Annotated in this window: 16 protein-coding genes; 5 read left to right on the forward strand and 11 right to left on the reverse strand. The window is 43.9% G+C overall.

Annotated features, from left to right (window positions below; genetic code table 11):
* Position 1: 1 nt before the first annotated feature.
* Positions 2-832 carry a 5-dehydro-4-deoxy-D-glucuronate isomerase gene (gene kduI / locus MHB80_RS21365; RefSeq protein ID WP_341278866.1) on the reverse strand — a complete coding sequence of 277 codons (831 nt, stop codon included), beginning with the start codon at positions 830-832 and terminating at the stop codon, positions 2-4.
* A gap of 231 nt (positions 833-1063) precedes the next feature.
* Here kduI and MHB80_RS21370 point away from each other — a divergent pair, with 231 nt between their 5' ends.
* Together MHB80_RS21370 and MHB80_RS21375 are read left to right on the forward strand one after the other, a co-directional pair.
* On the forward strand, positions 1064-2380 hold the full coding sequence (locus MHB80_RS21370; protein ID WP_341278867.1) for an ATP-binding protein: 1317 nt from the start codon (positions 1064-1066) through the stop codon (positions 2378-2380).
* Complete coding sequence (locus MHB80_RS21375; RefSeq protein ID WP_341278868.1) at positions 2370-3266, forward strand: response regulator; 897 nt, start codon at positions 2370-2372, stop codon at positions 3264-3266. Before MHB80_RS21370 ends, MHB80_RS21375 begins: the two co-directional genes overlap by 11 nt.
* Positions 3267-3388: 122 nt before the next feature.
* Here MHB80_RS21375 and MHB80_RS21380 read toward each other — a convergent pair whose 3' ends face one another.
* From MHB80_RS21380 to MHB80_RS21390, 3 genes are read right to left on the reverse strand one after another with little or no spacing between them, the layout of a single operon-like run.
* Positions 3389-4060 (reverse strand): ABC-2 transporter permease, encoded by a 672-nt coding sequence (locus MHB80_RS21380; RefSeq protein ID WP_341278869.1) that lies wholly within the window; start codon positions 4058-4060, stop codon positions 3389-3391.
* On the reverse strand, positions 4053-4511 hold the full coding sequence (locus MHB80_RS21385) for an ABC transporter ATP-binding protein (RefSeq protein WP_341278870.1): 459 nt from the start codon (positions 4509-4511) through the stop codon (positions 4053-4055). The genes MHB80_RS21380 and MHB80_RS21385 overlap by 8 nt, the downstream gene beginning before the upstream one ends.
* Positions 4508-4894 (reverse strand): GntR family transcriptional regulator, encoded by a 387-nt coding sequence (locus MHB80_RS21390; RefSeq protein ID WP_341278871.1) that lies wholly within the window; start codon positions 4892-4894, stop codon positions 4508-4510. The genes MHB80_RS21385 and MHB80_RS21390 overlap by 4 nt, the downstream gene beginning before the upstream one ends.
* A gap of 311 nt (positions 4895-5205) precedes the next feature.
* On the opposite strand from MHB80_RS21390, the gene MHB80_RS21395 reads away from it, so the two are divergent.
* Genes MHB80_RS21395 through MHB80_RS21405 form a run of 3 tightly spaced genes read left to right on the forward strand, consistent with a single transcriptional unit; the run spans position 5206 to position 7422 of the window.
* Positions 5206-6006 (forward strand): transporter substrate-binding domain-containing protein, encoded by an 801-nt coding sequence (locus MHB80_RS21395; RefSeq protein ID WP_341278872.1) that lies wholly within the window; start codon positions 5206-5208, stop codon positions 6004-6006.
* Positions 6007-6046: 40 nt separating this feature from the next.
* Positions 6047-6703 carry an amino acid ABC transporter permease gene (locus MHB80_RS21400; protein WP_341278873.1) on the forward strand — a complete coding sequence of 219 codons (657 nt, stop codon included), beginning with the start codon at positions 6047-6049 and terminating at the stop codon, positions 6701-6703.
* On the forward strand, positions 6700-7422 hold the full coding sequence (locus tag MHB80_RS21405) for an amino acid ABC transporter ATP-binding protein (RefSeq protein ID WP_341278874.1): 723 nt from the start codon (positions 6700-6702) through the stop codon (positions 7420-7422). The genes MHB80_RS21400 and MHB80_RS21405 overlap by 4 nt, the downstream gene beginning before the upstream one ends.
* Positions 7423-7554: 132 nt before the next feature.
* On the opposite strand, the gene gtfA is transcribed toward MHB80_RS21405, so the two are convergent.
* From gtfA to MHB80_RS21440, 7 genes are all read right to left on the reverse strand, one after another.
* A complete protein-coding gene (gtfA, locus tag MHB80_RS21410; RefSeq protein ID WP_341278875.1) occupies positions 7555-9024 on the reverse strand; it encodes a sucrose phosphorylase in 1470 nt (489 codons plus the stop codon).
* Between the two features lie 12 nt (positions 9025-9036).
* Entirely contained in the window at positions 9037-9993 is a 957-nt protein-coding gene (locus MHB80_RS21415; protein ID WP_341278876.1) for a carbohydrate kinase, read from the reverse strand.
* A gap of 25 nt (positions 9994-10018) precedes the next feature.
* Complete coding sequence (locus MHB80_RS21420; protein WP_341278877.1) at positions 10019-10843, reverse strand: carbohydrate ABC transporter permease; 825 nt, start codon at positions 10841-10843, stop codon at positions 10019-10021.
* Positions 10843-11724, reverse strand: a complete 882-nt coding sequence (locus MHB80_RS21425) for a sugar ABC transporter permease (protein WP_341278878.1) — start codon at positions 11722-11724, stop codon at positions 10843-10845. Before MHB80_RS21425 ends, MHB80_RS21420 begins: the two co-directional genes overlap by 1 nt.
* 109 nt (positions 11725-11833) lie before the next feature.
* Positions 11834-13189 (reverse strand): ABC transporter substrate-binding protein, encoded by a 1356-nt coding sequence (locus MHB80_RS21430; protein WP_341278879.1) that lies wholly within the window; start codon positions 13187-13189, stop codon positions 11834-11836.
* A gap of 229 nt (positions 13190-13418) precedes the next feature.
* A complete protein-coding gene (locus MHB80_RS21435; protein ID WP_341278880.1) occupies positions 13419-14426 on the reverse strand; it encodes a LacI family DNA-binding transcriptional regulator in 1008 nt (335 codons plus the stop codon).
* Positions 14427-14594: 168 nt separating this feature from the next.
* Complete coding sequence (locus MHB80_RS21440) at positions 14595-15539, reverse strand: alpha/beta hydrolase (RefSeq protein WP_341278881.1); 945 nt, start codon at positions 15537-15539, stop codon at positions 14595-14597.
* Position 15540: the final 1 nt, after the last annotated feature.

Below are 15540 nucleotides of genomic sequence, written 5' to 3' on the forward strand. Positions count from 1 at the left end.
GTTACTTAAGCTCTTCCATTTTCACAGCGTCCATATCCGTGAACGTGTAGTTCTCGCCTGCCATCGACCAGCAGAACGTGTAGTTGCTCGTACCAACGCCCGAGTGGATCGACCATGGCGGCGAAATAATCGCTTGCTCATTGGAAACGACCAAATGTCTCGTCTCCGAAGGCTCGCCCATCATATGGAATACGCGTGCATCTTGGTTCACATCGAAGTACAGGTAAGCTTCCATACGACGGTCATGTACGTGCGAAGGCATCGTGTTCCAAACGCTGCCTGTTTTGAGGCTCGTTACGCCCAGCATTAATTGACAGCTTTGAATGCCATCGCCATGGATATACTTGTACAATACGCGCTCGTTGGACGTTTCCAGGGAACCAAGGTGAGTAGGGTTCGCTTCTTCCATCGTCATTTTGCGAGTCGGATATTCCGCATGCGCCAGCGCCGAACAGAAATACAGCTTCGCTGGATTTGCTTTGTCCTTGCTTGCCAGCTGAACGTCACGCTTGCCTTTACCTACATATAAAACATCAAGACGGCTAAGCTCGTATGACTCGCCATCAACGGTAATAACAGCATCGCCGCCAATGTTCAGGAAGCCAATTTCCCGGCGCTCCAGAAAATATTCGGTTTTCAGCGTATCTCCCGCTTCCAGCGCCAGCTTCTCGTTCACAGGGAATGCGCCGCCAACAACCATGCGGTCATAGTGCGTGTAAACAGAAGTAAGGCGATCCTGCTCAAACAGACTTTCGATCAAAAATTCCTGACGAAGACGCTCCGTCGTATATTGCTTTACATCCGTTGGGTTAGTTGTGTGGCGAATTTCCATATTAATAGTTCCTCCTCAAGGATAATAAAATGAAATGATCAGGCGCACCTGAATAGGTTTGAAAATGTTCGTTTTAATAATAACACACTTTTTCAAACTTGAACAATCCCCCTTACAGCATTCTTCACAAAAAACCACTGATGGGGCCGCAACGACACTATTCAAAAATGCCTTTTTTTATGTTAGGGTATATATCATCAAAGATCGCCATTTAGGAGCGGAGCGAGCTAAATGTATTCTTTATTTCGCAATGAAAAAATACAAATGGTCGGCATCGCGCTCGCAACAGCCATCGGGGCCGAATTCAGGATCACTCCGTTTAGCGGGGATTTTTACCGCATTGGGCTCGGCGTCAGCATCTTTTTATTTTTTCTGCTGCAATTTCGCCATCTTTCGTTTGTCAAAACGGGGTTTCTAGCCGGTATTGCCGCTGTCATCTTCCAATCCGTGGAGTGGCTGATCTACACGAATTCCACTTCCCTATTAGCTGGCCTGCAAAATAATGCTCCCGCCGCCCTATACTATACCTTCTTCGCCTGGTGTCTCGGCAAGCTGCTGGGAGGCTCCAAGGAAATTCAGCCGCTGGCGCTGGGCGCACTCGTTACACTTGTGGACTTCTCCTCCAATTTACTGGAGCTTCTGTTTCGAAATATTTTTCTCGGCACAGCGCCCTATCACTTCAATGAACTGGCCCTACTGCTAATAACGGCTGTTATTCGCAGCTACTTTGTCATCGGGCTGTACAACAGCATTGCCATCCAGCAGTTCAAAATGCTTCACGGAGAGCAGGAGAAGCGCATAGAGCAAATGCTGAATGTCGGTTCCAGCTTGTATGGGGAAGCGTTCTACCTGCGGAAATCGATGGATAATATTGAAGGCATTACGGCCAGCAGCTTCGAGCTGTACGACAAGCTGCGGCAGGAGCAGCCTCTGCTCGCCAAGCAGGCGCTCGTCGTCACCCAGCAAATTCATGAGGTTAAAAAAGATACACAGCGCATTCTCGCCGGGCTGCTTAAGCTGTTCGATAATGAAACGCTTACCCAGATGAGCCTCGTGGAAGTCGTGCATTATGTGAGGAAAGGCAATGTGGAATATAGCGAAATGCTGGGGAAAAAGATTGCTTTTCAGCAGCGAGTGACGCTTGATTTGATTACGCCACATTATATTGCACTGCTCTCCATATTGAACAATTTGGCGGCAAATGCCGTTGAAGCGATTGAAAGCAGCGGCTCCATTGACATTGAAATCAGCCAGCATGTCGACAAGCTGATTATGATCGTTGCCGATTCAGGCAGCGGCATACCGCCTGAGGAACTAGCGCTCGTGTTTGAACCGGGCTTCACCACCAAATTTGATCAAACGGGAATTGCAGCAACCGGGATCGGATTATCCCATGTGCGTGATATTATTACTTCATTTGAGGGCTCGATTCGCGCAGAGCAGCTGGATGATGGGCCGGGTACCGCTTTTATCGTCGAGCTGTCCATTGCTGCGCTAAACCATCCAGGTACAACGCCAAACTTGAAGGAGGCGCTCCATGTCCATTAGCTTCATAATCGTAGATGATGATGCCGTCAGCAGACGTATGCTGCACAATATAATTGAACAATCTGGTTTAGGCGAAGTATTGGGTACAGCTGGAGGAGGAGTCGAGGCAGTGATGCTGATCGATGAGCTGAAGCCCGATGTTGTGCTGATCGACATGCTCATGCCCGATCAGGACGGCATTACGACGATCGACCAGCTCCGGGCCATCCGCTACGGCGGCAAGTTTATTATGATCTCGCAAATCGATAATAAAGAAATGGTTGGAAAAGCCTATCGCAGCGGCATTGAATTTTTTATCCATAAGCCCATCAATCGCGTAGAAGTGCAAGCTGTTCTACATAAGATGAATGAAAGCTGGAAATATGAGCGTTATGTTACGGAAATGAAGCAGTCGCTCGCCAAGCTCGATATTATAGAGCGCCCGCCAGCCGTGCAGGAGCGCAGCATCCGCGAAGCTGCCCGCCACATTTTAATGGATATGGGCATTATTAGTGAAGCCGGAAGCCGCGATATGATCGCCGCCGTCGAGCATTTGGCCGCGCAGCCGCAGCCTGCTGCTTTCCCGCCATTAAAGGGATTATATGAAGCCGTGGCTCGCACAAGCAAGCAAAGCCAGAGCGACATTGACAAGGAAAGCAAAGCGATTGAGCAGCGGATGCGCCGCGCCGTCATGACGGCGCTAACCAATATCGCCTCCATTGGGCTGACGGATTACAGCAATCCGAAGTTCGAGCATTATGCTCCGCTATATTTTGATTTCAAGGATGTCCGGCTTAAGATGAAAATGATGGATGAGGACGCCACGCCCGATAAAGGCAAGGTTAATATTAAAAAATTTCTTCAAGTGTTTTTTATGGAAGCGATGGAAAAAATGAAACAAGCGTAAACGGCTGTCGCCGTCTTCTGGCGGCAAAGCTAACGTTTCGCGTAGAAATAGAGAGATTGGATCAAAACATCATATCCTTTCCTATATTTCAAGCGTAAACGGCTGTCGCCTTCCTCTGGCGGCTAGGCTGCTCCTTTTTTCTCCAAAAAGAAAAGGGAAAGCCGATAGGAAATGATGAGCAGCAAACCGCCTACCGCCAGAAAGGCTGCACTTGCTGCCGCTGGAAAGTTTAGCGTATCCGCGCTGCTGGACACACCTCCCAAAGCCAAGAGAAAAGTGACAGGAAGGGCAACCGCTACCATGCCTACTATCTGACTTGCTCTAAAACCAAACCAGTAATAGATCGGATAATAAAGCGAAGCATACAAAGCAATAATGAAAAAAATGATTGGGATAAAGGAAGGCGCATACACCATATCCCTTCCTACTATTGTTCTATTAATAGCGTATACGGATACGCTAGCGACAATCCCTATGAGTGTAAATAAAAGGACGGCTGCATATTTCGCCTGCACGATCGATTTACTGCTGACAGGCAGGCTGGCAATGACGATCATGCTTTTATTTTTGGCATCCAAGGTAGCAGAAAAGGTCATGAGCATAATAGCAGCAGCATAGCCCTTCTCCCCCTTAGCGGTAAAATACATAATATCCTCCAGCGTAGGACGACTAAGCTCCGCACCATCACCCACCATAGCAGCTATTTCATGCCCTCGATCTGTTAGACCCTCAAACCCGACGAGCGATTCCCGAATGCCGATAAACGCTGCTTTAACGCTTGGAGCCTCAAGCAAGCTTATCGGCCTGATGGGATAGCGCAAAGGCAAGAGCCAGCTTCATTTTCATCCCCTTGGAAAGGCTGCGTATTTTCATTTTGGGCGACAGCTCAAAGCGCTCAAGCAAACGGTAAAAAGCGTGGTCGTCCCATTTTTTATAAAATGGGGCTATAATATTTTTCATTGAATGGATCGATATATGCTCGTAATAATGGCACTCATCGGATACAAAGCCGATTCGCTGCTTAATTTCAGCCTCCTGCAAGCTTAGGGACTGTCCAAAAATCGCTATTCCCCCCGTATCCGGACGGGTAATGCCCATAATCATTTTAATTAATGTCGTTTTGCCTGCTCCATTCGGGCCAATCAGCCCGGTTATGTACCCCTGCTTGAATGCACAGGACAGAGGCTGGATACCGAACATTTTAAACTGCTTGGATACTTCGTTCAGCTTAATGATGTCGCTCATATGTCCAAATCTCCTTCCTCATATAGCAGCTCGATGTGCTGCTGAATTTCACTCAGGCTCAGGCGCAGCGCCTTCCCCTCTTTAATGACCGCGAGCATTTGCTGCTCCAGCCGCTTCATGCGCTGCTCTCTCACAAAATCGGCGTTTATGCCGGTTACGAATGAGCCTTTGCCAACAACAGAATCAATAAGCCCTTCCTTCTCCAATTCCTCATAAGCCCGCTTCGTCGTAATGACGCTGATCTGCAAATCCTTAGCTAGCTGCCTAATTGAAGGCAGCGATTGTCCTGAGACCAGTATCCCGCTTAAAATCAGACTGCGAATTTGCTGGGTAATTTGTACATAGATCGGATCATTCGAAGCGTTGGATACAATAATGTTCATTCCCATCACCATGCTTAGCTGTTTAATGTATATATAGTATATATACACTATATGCTTCGTATATGTCAATAACGCTTGGCTATACTAAGCTTCGAGCGAAATATGCGCCTTTTTTCTATTATGATGAATAGCTGCTCCCAGTTGCGTAACCTTATCTAACAGGATTTATGACAGCATTGTAAATATAAAACGCTTACAAATTTCTCCGACATTATTTTCTGTCGGATTTTATTATTTTATATAGTCGGATCATTAAAATAGGTGGCAGAAGGTTAATAAGTCTAACATTAATGGAAATGGGGTTTTCATTTATGAAGAAAATCGGATCACTTTTAATTACCGGTCTGCTTGCTCTTACACTTAGCGCATGCGGCAGCAGCAGCGAAAATGCACCAGCCGCCTCGGATGGCACGGGCTCATCGAATGAGGTTGTGACGTACACCATTGGAACCGATGCTACGTTTCCACCCTTTGAATACGAGCAGGACGGCAAATACGTCGGTATCGACATCGATTTGATCCATGCCATTGGTGAACTGGAAGGCTTTAAAGTGGATTTGAAGCCGATGAACTTCAAGGGCATTATCCCCGCTATTACAGCTAAACAGCTTGACGCTGCTATTGCTGGCATCAGCATTACCGATGAGCGCAAGCAGGTTGTAAACCTGTCCGATACGTATTTTGAAGCAGGCTTGTCGCTGGTCGTACATTCGGATAATGATTCGATTACGAAGCCAGAGGATTTGAAGGGCAAAGTCATTGCGATTAAAAAAGGAACGGCCGGCTCTAAAAAAGCCGAGGAATTAGCAAAGGAATACGACATAACCCTTAATTATTTTGATAGCAGCCCAGCCATGTTCCAAGAGGTAGTCAACAAAAATGCCGATGCTACTATCGAGGATTTTCCAGTTATTTCTTACAAGCTTGCCGTTGATCCAAACGCTAATTTAAAAATCGTTGGCGAAAGGCTCACAGGCGACCAGTACGGCATCGCAGTGAGCAAAGACAACGAGGAACTGCTGCAAAAAATCAATGACGGCATCAAGAAGCTGAAGGAAAGCGGCAAATACGATGAAATCATTAAAAAATATATAGGAACGTCTGCAAAATAAAGCCGAAGACATCCTGTGAAATGAAGGAGCTGTGAATTTCATGATGTCCTCGTGGCAAGTTATTGTAGATGCGATGCCCTTGCTGCTGCAAGGGTTATGGATAACGGTCAAAATTGTTGTCATCTCGCTGCTGATTGCATTCGTAATCGGATTAATTACGGGATTGATGAATACATCATCGAATAAAATTTTAAAGTTTATTGCAACGCTTTATATCGATATTATTCGCGGTACGCCGCTGCTCGTTCAAATGTTTTTCATCTATTTCGCCCTGCCAGCCTTTCTCGATATCCGCATACCTGCTGAGACAGCTGGGATCATTGCAATCAGTGCCAATGCTGGCGCCTATATTGCGGAAATTTTCCGCGCCGGCATTTCGTCCATTGATAACGGACAGCGGGAAGCCGCTCGCTCGCTGGGTTTAAGCCAGGTGCAGACCATGCGCCTCGTTATTTTGCCGCAGGCGTTCCGCCGCATGATTCCCGCTTTCGTCAATCAGTGTACGATCAGCATCAAGGATACTTCGCTGTTGTCCGTTATCGGCATTAGGGAGTTGACCCAGAGCGGTGAAATTATCATTTCCACCAACTACCGCGCTTTCGAAATTTGGGGAACGGTCGGCGTCCTGTATTTCATCATTATTTACGGTATCTCACGCCTGTCCCGTGTGCTTGAAAGGAGGCTGAGCCTGAAATGATCTTTGTAGAGGGTTTGAAGAAAAGGTTTGGCGACAACGAGGTGCTGCGCGATATTTCCACCACCATTATCGAAAAGGAAGTCGTCTGCATCATCGGCCCTTCCGGCTCTGGCAAAAGCACCTTCCTTCGCTGCCTTAATTTGCTGGAGGAAGTGACATCCGGTGTTGTGAAAATCGGCGACGTAACCGTCACGGCTCCTAAGACGAATATTGACAAGCTGCGGCAAAATGTCGGCATGGTGTTTCAGCAGTTCAATCTGTTCCCGCATTTGACGGTGTTGGAGAACATTATGCTTGCGCCCAAGCATATTAAGAAGGCGAGCAAGGAGACGAATGAGAAGCAGGCATTAGCGCTGCTGGATAAAGTCGGTCTGGCTGCTAAAAAGGATGAATATCCCGCTCGCTTGTCCGGCGGACAGCAGCAGCGTGTCGCGATCGCTCGCGCGCTGGCGATGAATCCGCGAGTCATGCTGTTCGACGAGCCAACGTCTGCACTCGATCCGGAAATGGTCGGCGAGGTGCTTCAAGTGATGAAGGATTTGGCTCATGAAGGCATTACGATGGTCGTCGTAACTCATGAAATGGGCTTCGCCCGCGAAGTCGCTGACCGTGTTATTTTCATGGATGGTGGTTATATTGTCGAGCAAGGTGCGCCCGCTGCGATTTTTGATGCGCCGCAGCATGAGCGTACGCAAGCTTTTCTGAGTAAAGTGCTGTAAGAAAAGCAATATTCACGAATAACGATGGTTATTGAAAAAGAAGCTTTCACTCCACGGACTATGGGGAGTGAAAGCTTCTTTAAATTATTTTACCTGAAGTCTGCTTGCCAGAGCTCTCTTGTTACTCTCTTGTTATACAATATATTGAACGGTTCTACCCTCGATATCCGAATATTCAATGACAGACTGATTGGTATGAAGATTTATAAACAAACTGCAGGCCCAATCATCTTTTTCCCATGCCAATCGAACTTCATCCTTAGATGAATCCAACACTGTAAATTTCCCATTAAAAGCTTCATACTCATTTCTGAACCTGATTAGCTTTAAAAGTCTCTGCACGACTTCTTTTTCAAGCGACTGCTCAATTTCCTCCAGGCTAAAATTATGGCGGTTAATTTCACGGCCTTCTCCGCTTTTCTTTACACCCTCAAGGTCATTTTCCCCTGCAAGTAAACCAACATAGTAAACCTGAGGCACTCCTGGTGCAAAAAATTGAATAGCTCTTGCTGCTAAATAGGCGTCATCGTCCCCATTCAAAACAGAGTAAAAACTGCATCTTATTTGATGAACATCAAAACCATCGTCAGCCTTGTGCTCGTCCGATAAAATAAGGCTGAGGTTGGAGCCTCTTTCTAAGCAAACATCCACTAGCTTCCTTGCCTCTTTCGTATCTATGAGGTCATCCATATCAGGTTTAACCGGAATTCCATCATGACAGTCGAGCATAGTGAACTGCTTCTCAGGCCGGGTTTTAAGATAATGACACAGCTCCTGGCTGGATTTATTAATCAAAGCATCGAGCACTCTATATGGCAGTATAAAATCATAGATCCAGTAGCCGCGCTCTGCCAGCTTGTATTGGGTAGTATAATGAGCGTGTACCTCAGGAAGCAAATCTATTTCTAACGAATTTGCGAGTTCCATCATCCAATCAAGAAATTCGTATATTTCCGGCTCAACGAAGAAACAGCTCGTTCCAAGTTTTTTAATCACATATCCGACCGCATCTAGTCTGACTATTTTTACATTTTGCCGCTTAAAATTCATAAAGAAATCTGTAATCAGTTGTTTGAACAGCTGGGAGTTTATATCTAAATCAATTTGCTCCGATGGATCTGTTTTTCCGAACGTCGTCCAAACCTTCTCTTCTTCCCCTGTTTCCGCAATGGAATAGGAGGAATAGGGTAATGGCCGCCGCAAGAACATCTTGGCAATATCCTCTTGAACTGGCTCTCCTGCCTCCCAAAGCTTATCCAAGGTTAGAAATAAATCAGCAAATTCGGATTTCCGCCCTTTTTGGAGAAAATCCTGAAAATACTCCGATTGCCTTGAAATATGGTTAACCATTAAATCAACCAATACATCGAAATGATCTCCAATGGCCCTGATATCATCCCAAGTACCAAAGCTAGGCTCGATTTCTAGATAAGTCAATGGAGCGAATCCTCTGTCTCCTGAGGATGGGAAAGGCGGTAGAATATGAATGCCACCTTTAAACACATCTGAAAAATGCTCAAGAAGGACATGGTTTAGAGCCTTCAAGTCTCCTCCCATTGAATCGGGATAAGTAATAAGCTGCACCTGATTTTTCACGGCCATATTGAGAGCCTCCTATATTCCATATCTTTCTTTTATGACCTCAAGCTTTGGCAAATCCACGACTGCACCCGTATATTTCAACTGATAAGCGCTGACTGCAAAGCCTAGGCTTATCGCGTCTTTAATGGTGTATCCTTTAATGGCCGCCGTATAAAATCCTGACCAGAACGCATCTCCTGCTCCTGTCGTATCCACAACCTCGGTCGCCAAAGAGCTGTATTTAAGCGTCTCTATTCCATTTGAAACGATTGCGCCATCCTTACCCAAGGTCATGATGACTAGCTTTGCACCCAGATCCAGAAACTTTTTCAGCTGGTTTTCAGGGGTGTCTTTTCCAAACAATCTTTCTGCATCATCCTCAGAAGGCTTTATAACATCAACCTTGCCAATGATGGACTTCACATATTCGATGCCATCTTCGCCGCTTTTCCAAATCATGGGATGATAATTAGGATCGAATCCTATCCATATATGATTTTCACTCGCTATCTCAATAACTTTTTCGAGCGTATGACGCGCAGGCTCCATGGAAAGAGGCCAGCAAGAAAAGTGAACGATTTTTGAATTCATTAAGGATTCATGAAGGACGGTATCAAAGGCCAAATGATAATCAGCCCCTCTATAAAATATAGGGACAGGTGTTGATGTACTCTTTGTTAAAACAACCATACTGGTTGAATCATTGACTCGCTGGATACCACTCGTATCAATATCCATCTTTCGCAATTGCTCGATTAAAAAAGACCCTAAACCATCTTTCCCTACAGCAGAGGCTACAAGAGAATGGATGCCTAGCTTCTTAACATTCATAGCGATATTCGAAGGCGACCCACCGAAAAACTTATTAAACGTATTGCCTTCAAAATTTTCATCATATTGTGCAGCTATCATATCGATAAGAAGTTCCCCAACCGTTAATAAATCATTCCCTTTATTTCCAAACGCTATTTTATCTTCAAACCCAAACACATCATCTACTCCTCTTGTCTGTGCTTTATTTCAGAGCTCCCTCAGTAATTCCCCTAATGATTTGTTTTTGGAGCAAAAGATAAAGAATCAGCACTGGAATAATCGTCATGATTAACCCTGCCATTAATGGGGAAAAATCGACGGAATAGGTTGAGAAAAATCCATAGTTCGAAAGAGGCAATGTCCTCATGGATGGCGATTGCAAAATTAAACTAGGCAACAAATAGTCATTCCAAATCCAAAGTGTGTCTAGAACAATAAGAGTGACCATTACCGGTTTCAACAACGGAACAACAATTTGAAAAAAAGTTCTTAATCTTGAGCTTCCGTCGATGAAAGCTGACTCCTCCAGCTCAAGCGGCACGCCTTTCATAAATCCATGGAAAGTAAATACCGCAAACGGAACACCGAATCCCAAATACATAAAAAGCAGACTTCCTTGTGAATTCAGAAGACCAAGCTCCCCATAGATCAAAACAAGAGGAATCATCAATGCCTGAAAGGGAAGTGTCATAGAGGCCAGCATGGCAAAGAATAATATAGAATTAGCCTTCCATTTAAAACGGACAAACATATAGCCTGTCATGGACGAAAAGAAAATAATAATAAATACACTACTAATCGTAATGATACTGGAATTTAAAAATCCGGTCATAAAGTCCATATCATCAATGGCTTTAATGTAATTATCGAAATTAAATTGCTTGGGCCACGACAACGGATTTTCTACAAATTGTTGAGTGGTTTTAAAAGTATTCAGAATCACCAGTAAAAAAGGCAATAAAAACAACAATAATACGAGATAAAGAAGGATTGTTTTTAAAAATGCTAATGGTTTAGGACTCCGCATTACGCTTCGACCTCCAATTTTTTCAGAAAGTACGCTTGGGTCAAAGCAATAACAGCCACAATTACGAATAATACAACGGCTTCAGACTGACCCACCCCATATTCATTTGAAAGAAAAGCTTTTTGGACAACATGATAAGAGGACAATTCTGTTGAATTAAAGGGCCCGCCTTTGGTTAAAGCTAAATTAAGATCGTAAGTCAAAAAAGAACGTGAAATGGAGATGAAAATACAAATCACAATCGCTGGCGCAGAAAGCGGCAAAATGATTTTACGAATTTTATTAAAGCCATTTGCTCCGTCGATGCCAGCAGCTTCTATTACATCAACCGGGACACTCATAAGTCCAGAAATATAAATAATCATGAGGTATCCGATTAATTGCCATGCTGAAACGATAACCAATGCCCAAAATGCTTTGTTCGTATCAGTCAGCCAAGAGGTTTCAAATAGTGCCCAGCCGTATTTTTGGCCTAAATAAGGTAAAACCTGAGAAAATAGAAGCTGCCACAAGTAGCCCAGCACTAGACCACCAATAAGATTAGGTGTAAAAAAACCTGTCCGTAGTAATTGCTGTCCTTTAAATCCACTAGTTAAGGCAAATGCAAGAAAAAATGCAGCAACATTGGCGATAACAACGGTAAAAAGCACATATTTCAAGGTAAACCATAATTGAGTGAGGAAAGTCTTATCTTGAAATACCTCCACGTAATTTGCTAAACCTAGAAATGTATGATCCCCGCTCCGCACATCCCAGTTTGTAAACGTGAGATAAAGCCCAAATAGAAAGGGGATCAGAACAACAGCAAAAAAGGCAAATACAGACGGACCCCCAAAGATTAAAAAGGTGCCTGTGTTATGAAGAAATTTCTTGTTTGTCATAGCCATTACATCCTCTTATCATTTAATTGGTAAATTCAACTTCAGATCAGAGAAGGGGATCAGCATAAACGCTTCACCCCTTTGACCTGTCAGGATTGATACGTATTCATTATTTCCCAGCGGTTGATTTCCAATAATCCTGCACTTCTTTTGTGAGTCCTGCCCGATCGATTTTATCCACTAAATACTTTTGCATAGAAGCTCCGGTTTTCGACCACCAATCCGAAGGGAAATAGTTGATAACCCCGATATTAACCGTTTTACCTTCAGCCACATATTTCGAAATCGCACTAGACATCGGGTTTGAGCTTTCCACCTTACGATCTTTATACGGCATAGCAAGACCGGCTTCACCGATAATTGCTTTTTGGCTCGCTTCGCTTGTAATCATCCATTCAATAAAAGCTTTAGCCGCTTCCTGCTGCTCTGGTGTTGAACCCGAATTATCAATGGCAAACAATTTAGGCTCCGTGTAAGCCACTTGCGAATTTCCAAAATCAGCAGCATTATCGCTGATAGGAACGGGAAGTATGCCGAAATCTTTATCACGTCCTTCAAGAGGTCCAATAACGGCCCATGACCAATCTCCCATGAAATAAAAGGCTGCTTCGCCCTTCGCAAAATCAGCACTATCTTTATTGTAGTCAGCAACTAGCGGATCATTTTTCCTTGCATTGTATTTTTTCAACAGGTCGAATGTATCCATCAAACCGTTGAATGCTGTATTCGTCGACAAATCGACAGTGCCTTGTTTAAGCTCTTCTACAAATTTACGGTTTTCCTCCACATTATTGGATTGCAAGGAGTATGCCAATCCTTGATAGTGAGCACCTAAGGACCAATCTGCACCGTGGATGATGACCGGAGCTTTACCGGCAGCCTCAATTTTCTTGAATAACGCCTCAAGATCACTTCTTGTTTTAATCGTTGACGGATCGAAAGAGCTGCCGATTACTTCATCGATTATACGTTTGTTGTACAGCAAGCCATAGCCTTGAGCTGTGTAAGGTACGCCGATGAATTTGCCGTCAAGCAATGCGCCATCTATAGCACCTGGCAGAGCAAGATTTTCATACTTTGCTTTCTCCGACTCCAGATCAAGGAATTTATCTTTATATTGATGAATCGTTCCCGCATCAAGGTTAGCGATCGTTGCCGGCTTGCCGGATGCTAAAAGGGATTGAAATTTTTGAAGCTGCTCTCCACCAATTGCTGTGGGGATCAGTTCTATGGTTACATTTGGATGCTCCTGCTTGTAGACTTTAAAAAGATTTTCAAAAACCGTATTTATTTCAGCCGAGGTGTTAAAAAAAGTGAGCTTCACTTCCTTAGACGACTGGGATGAGTTTGACCCACTGGATGCTTCTGGATCATTACTGGTGCTGTTATTTTTTGAACATGCTGCTAATATCGAAAACACTAACGCCAAACAAACACCTAAAATTATTACCTTGGATCTTTTCATTGTTACTCCCCCATAATTAGTTTTGAAAGCGTACTCAAACTCACTTTCAATTTATATGTTAACCGTTTGACATATCGTGTGTCAAGCGGTTGACATATAAATTATTATTGTATGGTTATTATGCCTCCATGCGGCAGAAAATATTCTCAACGGAAGAAAAATAATGACTTTGAGGATGAAGCTTTTGAGCATGAAAAAGGGGACTTGCTCATCGCTCATCCCCACCTTGCTAGGTCGTCCCTCTTTCTACTAAAGAGACCCCCAGCATATAATCTTTCTTCACCGTCTCACCGTTAATTTTCTGAATAATGATTTCTACCGATTGTTTGGCCATTTCCTCAATCGGTTGCTTCACACTTGTTACTCTAGGCATAATTAAGGAGGCTAGAACCACGTCATCATAACCAATAATCTTGATATCGTCAGGAATTTTCTTGTTAAGCTTTAAACACGCTTGAATGACATAGGCGGCAATGACATCACTTGTTGCAAATATGCCATCAACATCCTTATTTTCTTGCAAAAAACGAATAAGTTGTTCTACACCATTATCGATATCCGTATAATCATTGATTTCCAAGTAAAAGTTCAAAATCTCGATGTTTCTTTCCTTGCACTCAGCTGAAAATCCTTCATATCTAAGTCCTGAAAATATGCTTTTATTATTTAATAAGTCACGATTGTAGCCTTTTATGCCTCCATATATAAATGCCAGCTTTCGGCATCCCTTATCAAGCAATAATTTTGCCACCAGTCCCCCGCCAGTCTTATTGTCAGAGGTCACCAAAGGAACATGCTCAGAAATACTTCTGTCAAATGATACTAAAGGCAATTTCAATTGCAAATAATCATCCGTCTCTAACAGCATACTCCCCATGATGATGCCATCCACTTGATTTTTTTTCAACATATCAATATATTGTTTTTCTTTTGTCCGATCATTTTGCGAGTTGCACAATAATAATTTGTAACCATTTTGAAATGCATAATATTCAATATATTGCGTTAATTCACTGAAAAATGGGTGAGCAATCTCTGGAATAATAAGCCCAATCAAATTCGACTTTTTCCTGAACAATGACCGCGCAAGTTCATTCGGTTGATAGTTCAGCTCCTCCATAACCTGGTAGACTCTTTCGCGTGTAGTACTGCTTATGTAACCTCGATTATTAAGAATGCGAGACACAGTAGTGACTGAAACACCCGCTTTTTTAGCCACATCATCTATTTTAGGCATCCGGTTCCCTCCCTTATGGTTTATTCAGTATAACAGGAATACTCCTCCTGCATCCATTTTTGAATACCTATAAGAAATCATTTTTTCCAGCATTATACTCATTCGAAAATATAAAAAACGGCTGCGAAAGCAACCGTTTTTTTGAAGTTTAACATAATTAACCAGCAATCAACCTCGCATTTTCTGCGGATTTAATGCTCTATTTAAAGCTTCTACGTAGCCTTTACTCGCACGCCTACTGACTTCCGCTTGCGGTGCAGCTAATTCGAAAGCGTGGAAGCAGCCGGGATACATTTGAAACTCTACTTCTACACCAGCTTGAGCCAACCGTGCCACATATTCAATAGTTTCATCCCGGAAAGGATCTAATTGTCCAACACATGTATACGTAGGCGGCAGTCCTTCATAGCTTTCTGCGCGGGAAGGAGCTGCATAGGGGGGAATGGTGCCGGAAGCATGTTCTCCTAAATACAAGCCCCAAGCTGCCCTATTATTATCACGATTCCAAACCGAACGGTTTGTGGTAATTTCATGACTGGAGGCCGTTGCATTACGATCATCAATCATCGGATACAAGGGCATTTGAAAAGAGATAGCAGGTCCACCTTGATCACGAGCCATTAAAGAAAGGGCCGCCGTTAAACCACCGCCCGCACTAGCCCCAGCGACGGCTATTCTTGTTAAATCTATGTTTAATTCACTTGTAGCAGCCATCCACTTTAGTGCGGCATAGCAGTCGTCTATCGCCGCAGGATAAGGGTGCTCAGGAGCAAGACGATAATCAACGGAAACGACGACACAATGGGTGTCCACAACAAATCTTTCGCACAAAGCATCATCTGAGTCAGGATGCCCAAGAACATACCCCCCGCCATGAATCCATAATAATGCAGGCAAGGCTGTTTCGAGTCTGTTGACAGGTTCATAAATCTTTAGCAGCAAATTTGAGGAAGGGCCAGCAATCATTTGGTTTCTCGTTGCCACATGAGGAGACTTCTCTGCCTCTTGTAATGGGAAGCTTCGAAAAAGCTGCAAATCATTTGGCAAGTCTAATGGTGGAAGCTGCTCTAACGTTGCTCGTAGCTCTGGTAATACTCTGCTTTTGAAATTCATA

This window comes from Paenibacillus sp. FSL H8-0537 (genome assembly GCF_038051995.1).
Classification (GTDB): Bacteria; Bacillota; Bacilli; order Paenibacillales; family Paenibacillaceae; genus Pristimantibacillus.